The sequence below is a fragment of the Petrocella sp. FN5 genome (assembly GCF_029210395.1).
Classification (GTDB): domain Bacteria; phylum Bacillota; class Clostridia; order Lachnospirales; family Vallitaleaceae; genus Petrocella.
Genome location: NZ_JARGDP010000093.1, coordinates 1 through 8,713, shown reverse-complemented (window position 1 = coordinate 8,713; position 8,713 = coordinate 1). Strand labels below are relative to the sequence as shown.

The window sequence follows — 8,713 nt, the reverse complement described above, 5'->3', positions numbered from 1 at the left end:
TTAATTATTTATGTCAAAAAAGCATATATAGCACAGTCGGCTACCACGACCCTTTGCTATATATGCCTTTTTATGGCTTACTAATGGTTAATCTTTCAAAACTATATAGTGAAACTTAGTCTTGAACCTTTAACCACTTTTGGAATCAAACTTATAGCCCACACGAACAACTGTATGTATCCCATAGGCTTTGTCTTCCAATTTTTTTCTTATTTTCTTAATATGGGTATCCACAACCCGAAAATCACCAAAATAATCATATCCCCAAATGGTATTCAAAATCTGCTCTCTTGACAAAACCATGCCATCGTTTTCCATCAGATATACTAAAAGCTCATACTCTTTAGGCGCAAGTTCAATTTCTTTTCCATTTATTTTCACTGTATAAGCATCTCTATTTATCTCAATACCCATCTTTGAAATAATGTGCTTCATACCGCCATGACCTTCATCTAAGCGATTCAACATCCGCTTAACTCTTGCTAATAGCACTTGAAGATTTACAGGCTTTGTTACATATTCATCAACGCCCAGTTCAAAACCAAGCAGTTGATCTGAATCATCATCTCTAGCTGTTAACATGATAATGCCCACATTAGACTGAGCCCTAATTCTTCGACAAACAGACCATCCATCCATCTTCGGCATCATGACATCCAGTATAATGATTTCAATATCATTTTCTTCAAATACTTCTATGGCTTCTTTACCATCAGCCGCTTCAAAAACCTTATAGCCATCGGTTCTAAAGGCTTTTGCCATGACTTCACGTAGCACCGTTTCATCATCTACGATCAGTACTCTACCATTCATATCCTCACCCCCAAGTGATTCATATCTTATAGAATATTATATCGTATATTAAATTATTTTACAATTATTTGATACCGATTGGTGTATTATTTTAACAGTTTTAGAAAGGCTGTAGGCAGTGGATAGTTTTTGATAGCTTCAGGCTGAATCCAAACCACCTCAGGATCTTCGATATAATTTAAGGCGCTGGACTTATACCTAACCAAAGTCATATCCCATATCAAATGGGTAAAAACATGTTTTTTTGTTGCCATGATTGCTTCTTCTATAACATAAAGACCATAGTTGTCTTCAAGATAGTCTATCATCGCTTTAGGCGGATCCTCTTCGCTAACCTCTATAATCGGAAAACCCCAAAGATTCGCCAACAAGCCTTCTGTTCCTCTCTTTTCTAGTAACACTTGATCTTCAAATTCTACGTAGGCTACCCTCATTTTTTTTATTTGTTTTTTAGCTTTTGGTGTTTTAATCGGCAAATTGTTTTGAATGTTTCTTTCTTTAGCCGTACAAAAATCGTGAACCGGACAGCCCTTACATCTAGGGTTTTTCGGCACACAAATCAAGGCCCCAAGTTCCATTAGGGCCTGATTGTAATCTCTGACATCTTCCGGCAAGTCGGCCGAAACCATCGCTTCGATTTTCTTTTTTGTATCCGCTTTACCCACATCTTCTTCAATACCGTATAGCCTTGAATAAACACGCAATACATTTCCATCTACGGCTGGCATCTTAATATCATAGGCAATACTTGCAATCGCACCAGCTGTATAGGGACCGATCCCGGGTAAGTCTATTATTTCTTCATGTGTTCTTGGAAAAATACCACTGTAATTTTGTGTAACGACACGAGCACATTGCATCAATCGTTTGGCTCTAGAGTAATAACCAAGACCTTCCCATAACTTGTAGACCTCATCTTCCGTTGCCATAGAAAGACTGATTATATCCGGATAGCTTTCAAGAAAGCGATTATAATAAGAGGTGACTGTTGCCACTTGAGTTTGCTGACACATAATCTCAGAAAGCCAAATCTTATATGGGTCTCTTGTCGCACGCCATGGTAATTTCCGGTGATTTTGCTTATACCATTTTAGTAGTGATGCCTGTAATGTCTTCATATGACCGCCTTTTGTTGTTACATATCTGTCTCGTTCTTCTTTATTTCTTTATAAAACCAACGGCTTTCTCTATGTGGCAATGTGGATGAACCGCCTCCACGTTTTGGTACTTCTTCTACAGGTATGTTCAATTCTCTGGCAATAATTGCTGCAACCCTTTCGCCACAATATGCACCTTGACATAAGCCCATACCAGCTCTGACTCTTCGCTTCATACTATCAATAGAATTCACAGGAATACCACGGTGGATAGCATCCACAATTTCCGCTTCTGTTACGTTCTCGCACCTGCAGATTATATGCTTTTTAGGGTCTTTTGCATCTGTTGAACCATCAAAATCTTCACTTTTTGGAATAAGCGTTGGTTTTCTATTGGGATTAAAATTGGGATTAGGCTCTAGTGTATATCCCATGGATTTTATGATTTCAATCACTTCAAGACCAATTGCAGGTGATGATGTTAGTCCTGGAGATTCAATACCAGCAACATTGATAAAATTCTTAACCGTACTTTCCTCAATAATAAAATCATGTCGATCACTTGTTGCTCTAATACCGGAAAAGGATGTTAGCGTTTTCTTAAGGTCAAAATCTGCCACACTTTTTCTTGCCTGTTCTACAATATAAGTTAATGCCTCAAGGGTTGTACCAACATCCGAAGCTTCACTCACTTCTTGAGCGTTTGGCCCAAGCATAAGATTACCATGGTATGTCCTTGTCACCAATATACCTTTACCTGCCTTGGTTGGACATTGGAATAATACTGTATTGGCTAGATAGCCTTGATTCTTGTTTAGTAATATATATTCACCACGTCTTGGAATAATCTTAAAATTGTCCGCACCTACAAACCCGGCAACCATATTACTATACGCGCCCGCTGCATTTATAACCACCTTGGCTTCATACATTGCGTCTATCGTCGAAACTTTAAAGATATCACCAGCTTCAATGCTCACCACTTCAGCATTCAGTTTGATATCCACACCATTTGCCACTGCATTTTCAGCCAATGCTATGGTCAATTCAAAAGGCGATGTAATACCGGAGGATGGACAGTAAAGTGCCCCTTTCACTTCCGGGTTCACATGAGGCTCCATTTCCATAACTTGGTCGTGGTCCAATATAACCATGTCATGAATGCCATTTGTAATTCCACGTTCCAGCAACTCATTAAGTGTCTCAAATTCTTCTTCTTCAAAAGCCATGACCAAACTGCCACACATCTCAAGACCAAAATGAAGTTCAGACTCCAATTGTTCAAACATACGATTACCTTTACGACACATTTTTGCTTTAACAGTTCCAGGCTTATCATCAAAACCGCCATGTACAATGCCGCTATTTGCTTTTGAGGCACCACATGTTACATCATTTTCTTTCTCTAAAAGTAAAACCTTAACATCATATTTTGAAAGCTCTCTTGCAATAGTTGAGCCGATTACCCCGGCACCAATAATTATATAATCATACATAATATTACCTCCTTCAAACTGCGAACCCTTTTCATTTAATAATATCATATGCTCCCTTATTTTGGAAGTCAGGTTTCTATCTAAGTATGGTTAAAGCGTCAAAACAATATAGTTGAATTTTTATGATTCTTTGAAGAATTCTTTTATAACTTCAGCCACACCATTTTCTTCGTTTGTTAATGTCACAATGTCCGCAACGGCTTTTATCTGATCGATGGCATTGCCCATTGCTACACCAAGACCTGCATATTCAATCATATGTAAATCATTGCCCGAGTCACCTACACAAACGATTTCTTCTCTCTTAATACCATACACCTGAGCAACTTGTTGAACACCAACAGCTTTGTTACAACTTTTGTGTAAGATTTCCAGGCTAAATGGCAAAGGCTGTACAATGGTATAGTTCTCCAATATATGCTTAGGGAATCGCCAAGTTTCCATAAGGATCTCAGGATTGTAAGCTGTTTTATCACGCATAGCCACAGAAGAAAGTTGTATGGTCGGAAAGTATCGAATCATCTCTTCCTTCATTACCGGATTCTCATTAATAAGACTAACCTTAAAAACTTCAATGGCCTTATCCATTTCGTGAAAGTTAATTTCCTTCAGCTCCATATCATTGGCAATCGCATCATAGCGACTATATAGATTGTCTTGATGAACCAAGATATTGTCCTTGGTATAGGCACTCATATCAAGATCAAAGGTCTCGCACAAATCAAGTAAGGCTAAAAGATCTTCGTGTTCAATTGGAACTTCATGAAGGATGCTATCGCTTTTATTCTCAACGGTTAAGGATCCGCTACATGTGATGGAATAAAAACCTTCTAGGTTCATACCCAGTATTTCAAGATATCTAGACATACCTTGATAAGCTCTTCCGGAGGCCAGAACAACTTTAATGCCACGATCTATAAGATCTTTGATCGCCTCAACATTCTCTTTTGATATCTCTTGCCTTTCATTAAGCAAGGTACCATCCATATCCAGTACAAGCATTTTGTACATGATTGTCACAACCTTTCTTATTTTGACCCTCTACACATAACAATTATAATGGGGAAAAACCAATTTTACTAGAATAATTGGTAAAGGGATTTATGTAACATAAAAAGGACAGCAATCCGAGCGCTGTCCTTTTTGGGAGAAGGTATTTATATTATTTCTTATGGGGTGTAGTAAAACTATATATAAATGTATGGCGGGGGTTTTACAAGCATTATTATAGCATCTGATTCAAATTAAGTCTGCCCAAAGAAAAAAAAGTTTTTTTGATTTAATTGTAAGTTTTGACGATGGTAATATGCATCATTTTAAAAAAAATGAAATAATATATGTATAATGTATACAAAGCAACCTACTTTTTGACATGGTTACGATTTGTTCATATTCTCGTCGTTCCAAAATCCATCTAACACCGCATACAAATCCTCTTTTTTGACTACCGTCTTATAATGCGACCATTCCAGTGGAAATAGTTCTTTATATTGGTGACTTGCAAAACGTTCATCCAATAAAATCACCACGCCCTTGTCATGCACCGTCCTTATAACCCTACCGGCTGCCTGAAGCACCTTATTCATACCTGGATAGACATAGGCGTAATCAAAACCTTTTTGACCAAAATGTGCTCTAATCAAATCATTTTCATAACAGATCATTGGCAAACCCACACCGACAATTATAACACCAATAAGTCGATTTCCTACCAAATCAATACCTTCTGAGAACATACCACCTAAAACGGAAAAGGCTATTAAAGAACGTTCTCTGGGCTTTTCAAAAGACTGAATAAACGCTTCCTTTGCCGCCTCTGTAAGACCTCTTTCTTGATAGAGCAAGTCAAACTCTTCTTCTATTTTCATCGTAAAGACCAAATCATTTAACACATCCTCCATATACTTGTAAGATGGGAAAAATACCAAATAGTTTCCTTTTTTTTCTCTGGCAATGGTTATAATATGTTCCCCAATGGGCCCAATAGAACTTTCACGGTTATGGTACTTGGTCGATATAGATCGGTCAATAACCAGACTCAATTTTTCGTTGTCAAAGGGTGATGATAACATCATGCCATAATTCTCTTTATTACCACCTAGTAAATCCATATAATAGGCCATTGGTAACAATGTTGCAGAGAAAAAAACAACACCTTTCATATCATTGGTGGCCAATCTTATGTTATCACTAGGATCTATACAATACATGTGTATTCTTAGATTATTACCTTTCTTTTCATAACTGGTGACATATTTCTCACTGTATAATTCTGTTTTTTTAACATAATCATAAGCTGTAAAGAAGAAATCCAAAAGCATATCCATATATTGCCAATTCTGGTGTTCCTTGAAGATTTTTTCTGTTCTATAGATGATGGCTCTAAGATCATCTTCAATATCATAAGGCATATCTTTTGTCTCAAATCTTAAGTGCTCATAATCTTCACAGGCTTTTTTGTAATGTAACATCTTCTGGTTTAACCTTGTCATGTATTTATAAAGTCTGGCATCAAGATCCTTAACCTTACGTCTTAAATCTAGAATGTGATCTTTTTCTAAAACAGCAGAGTACATGGACCTACCTCTGTCTACAAGATTATGGGCTTCATCAATCAATAAGGTGTAACCACCGGAACCATCCACAAAAAATCTTTGTAACTTGGCACTGGGATCAAAGACATAATTGTAATCACAAACAATCACTTCACAGAATAAGGCGAGATCCAAAGATAGTTCGTATGGGCAAACCTGATGGAGCCTAGCAAAGCTTTCTATGACCTCACGAGTATAACAATCCGTCGCTTCAAAAGCCGCATCAATAGCCATATTCACCCGGTCATAGTGCCCTAAGGCATAAGGACAATCCTCTTTATTACATTTGGTCACCTCATTTAGGCATATTTTCTCTTTCGCTGTTATGGTGACCCTTTTTAATACCATGCCTTCTTCTTCTAATAGACTCAATGTTTGATTGGCCACTTCTTTTCCAATTGTTTTTGCCGTCAGATAGAATATCTTTTCAGTTTTCTTCTCGCCCAGTGCTTTAATTGCCGGGTACAAGGTTGCAATGGTTTTACCGATGCCTGTAGGTGCCCTTGCAAAAAGCTTCTGACCTTCTACTATGGTCTGATAAACCCCATGCATAAGCTGCTTTTGACCCTTACGATAGGTAGTAAAAGGATAGGTCAATGTTTTAATACTTTCTAAGCATCTTTCCTTAAACCGCTCCAAGCTAAGTGCCCATTTGGCATAACGGCCCAGTATCTCATAGTAAAAATCGGTAAGGTCTTCTATGGTTTCATAAGAAGTAAAATGCTGTACATTATAGTCTTCTAACTCAATATAAGTCAGTCTACAAGTAACACCCATAAGATGATTTTGGTGGGCATAGATGTAACCATACATTTTGACTTGTGCCCAGTGCATGATATTATTCCCTTTGATTAAGCGAAGGGGCATACCTGTGGATTTGATTTCATCAATAACCACTATACCCTCATCTTCAAAAAGGCCATCCATACGCCCGGTTATTGTAAAATCAATTTGATCCACTTGACATGTATGAACCAGCTTAACTTCAACTTGATAATCCTCTTTTTGAGCCTTCTGAAACTTCTGATGGGCTCTCGTGCCATCTACAGCTCTGGTACTAGAGAGTGCAACGGACTCAATGCTGCCGCCTCTTAAGATATAATCAATTATATTTCTTACTGAAACCTGAATCTTATACTGAGCCATATATACTTCACCATCAATCATTTGTTTTTTTATTAGCCTTTAACCCTATAATGGTTAAAAGGTCAAAACTAAGTTTCAGTAAATTTACATACCATATAATTATTATACCAAATATATGTTCCCCTGGAAAGTATTAATGGCAATCAAGAGTATCATCTCCTGATTGCCATAAAATTTTAAATTATTTCTTTCTTTATTTACTTTTGTTCGTAATCAGATTCTTGTACCAATAATAGGATTCTTTAGGTGTCCGTTTACCGGTTATAAAATCAACATGTACAAGACCGAATCGCTCTTTATAACCTTCTGCCCATTCAAAATTATCCAGTAGGGACCATTGGAAATAACCGCGAATATCATTGCCTTCTTGATAGGCTTTATCTAATTGACCTAAGTATCGATCTAAGAAGTCAATCCTACTTTCATCATGTACTTTACCATCTAGGGATACCCAATCCTTATTGGATAATCCGTTTTCTGTAATAAAAATAGGTGTCTGGTATCGTTCATACATGAACTTCGTACCCCAATACATAATACCTTCTGATACGAGCCAGTTTAAGGCTGTAAAAGGTTGTCCCGGCTTCTGCTTACTGACTTTCACATAAGGTCCATCCGCTTCTACCACTGGCCCCTGATATAAATTGAGCCCTATAAAATCTACCTTTTGTGAAATAAGTTCAAGATCTGCTTTTAGCTGTTTTTCTTCCGGTAAGTAATCCCGGTACATCTTAGTTACCCAATCCGGATATTTGCCGAGCATAATCGGATCATACCAATAATCGTTGTCAAACGTAAAGTCATAATTATCTTTATTTTCTGTTTTCTCGTATCGATTAAACATAAAGTCTCTTGCAGCGTCCACATCCGCTTGTTCCAATGATTTTGGAACAACTGCATTTGCGACAAAAGCAAAACCAACAGAGGCCTCCGGTAGAGCATCTTTTATAATTTTCAGAGATTTACCATGGGCCAGTAGAGTATTGTGTGACATACGAATAATATCAAAGACACTGTAGTGATGGCCCGGTGCATGAACACCTGAAAAATAACCAAGTCCAATAAAGCATTGTGGTTCGTTTAGGGTCATCCAGTTTTTGACCCTGTTGCCTAAGCAATCCACCATTACTTTCGTATACTCGGCAAACCAATCGGAGGAAGCCTCATTAAGCCATTGACCTTTTTTATACAGCTCATAAGGATAGTCCCAATGGAATAAGGTAACATAGGGTTCAATGCCTGCTTCAAGCAAAGCATCTACAAAGCGGCTGTAATAGTCAAGGCCTTTTTCATTCACTTCTCCGATACCATTTGGCAAAACCCTTGGCCATGAAATGGAGAATCGATAGGCTTTTACACCCAGCTCTTTAAGTATTGCGACATCTTCTTCTAGTTTATGGTATGAATCACAAGCCACATCACCATGATCCATATTGTACACTTTGCCTTCAACTTTGGTAAACATATCCCAAACGGAAAGACCTTTACCGTCATCGTAAGCGCCGCCTTCTATTTGATAGGATGCCGTTGCTGCACCCCATATAAATGATTGATTAAACATAATGTC

Annotated in this window: 6 protein-coding genes; all 6 read right to left on the bottom strand. The window is 37.7% G+C overall.

What is annotated here, in order from left to right; genetic code table 11:
• Nucleotides 1–129: 129 nt before the first annotated feature.
• Nucleotides 130–813, bottom strand: coding sequence for a response regulator transcription factor (locus tag P0N36_RS13810; protein WP_275843443.1), 684 nt, complete (start codon nt 811–813; stop codon nt 130–132).
• 86 nt (nt 814–899) lie between these two features.
• Nucleotides 900–1,931, bottom strand: coding sequence for an A/G-specific adenine glycosylase (gene mutY, locus P0N36_RS13805; RefSeq protein WP_275843442.1), 1,032 nt, complete (start codon nt 1,929–1,931; stop codon nt 900–902).
• A 17-nt stretch (nt 1,932–1,948) separates the two neighbouring features.
• Nucleotides 1,949–3,406 carry an NAD(P)/FAD-dependent oxidoreductase gene (locus P0N36_RS13800; RefSeq protein ID WP_275843441.1) on the bottom strand — a complete coding sequence of 486 codons (1,458 nt, stop codon included), beginning with the start codon at nt 3,404–3,406 and terminating at the stop codon, nt 1,949–1,951.
• A 120-nt stretch (nt 3,407–3,526) separates the two neighbouring features.
• Entirely contained in the window at nt 3,527–4,417 is an 891-nt protein-coding gene (locus P0N36_RS13795; protein WP_275843440.1) for a Cof-type HAD-IIB family hydrolase, read from the bottom strand.
• A gap of 365 nt (nt 4,418–4,782) precedes the next feature.
• On the bottom strand, nt 4,783–7,146 hold the full coding sequence (locus P0N36_RS13790) for an ATP-dependent DNA helicase (RefSeq protein ID WP_275843439.1): 2,364 nt from the start codon (nt 7,144–7,146) through the stop codon (nt 4,783–4,785).
• A gap of 193 nt (nt 7,147–7,339) precedes the next feature.
• Nucleotides 7,340–8,713: GH1 family beta-glucosidase (locus tag P0N36_RS13785; protein ID WP_275843438.1), on the bottom strand; the 1,374-nt coding region annotated here is incomplete at its 5' end.